Below are 379 nucleotides of genomic sequence, written 5' to 3'. Positions count from 1 at the left end.
ATATGGAGGAGGACGGGCTGTCGGCCTTCGACGCATCGCTGAAGGGCGCGCGCGAAATCGGCTTTACCATCATCTCGATCTCGATTTCGCTGGTCGCGGTGTTCATCCCGGTGCTGCTGATGGGTGGCGTCATCGGGCGCATCTTCAACGAGTTCGCCGTCGTGGTGACGGTCGCCATCCTGGCGTCGATGTTCGTGTCGCTGACGCTGACGCCGATGCTGTGCTCGCGGCTGCTGTCGGTGACCAAAGCCGACCGCGACAAGCATGGCCCCGGCCACAAGCCGGACCTCGTCACCCGCGGCTACGACAAGGTCTTGAGCTTCTGCCTGCGGCACACCTTCCTGGTGTTCCTCGTCTTCGTCGGCACCGCGGCAGCGTC

General features: G+C 64.1%; 1 protein-coding gene. It reads left to right on the top strand.

All coding sequences use genetic code 11. The features are described from left to right. On the top strand, window positions 1-379 hold a 379-nt coding region (locus EN939_RS37830), incomplete at both ends, for an efflux RND transporter permease subunit (protein WP_164751679.1).

The organism is Mesorhizobium sp. M7A.F.Ca.CA.002.05.1.1, assembly GCF_003998335.1.
Classification (GTDB): domain Bacteria; phylum Pseudomonadota; class Alphaproteobacteria; order Rhizobiales; family Rhizobiaceae; genus Mesorhizobium.
Note: the sequence above shows the minus strand (reverse complement) of the source record. Positions and strands in the feature narration are given on the sequence as shown.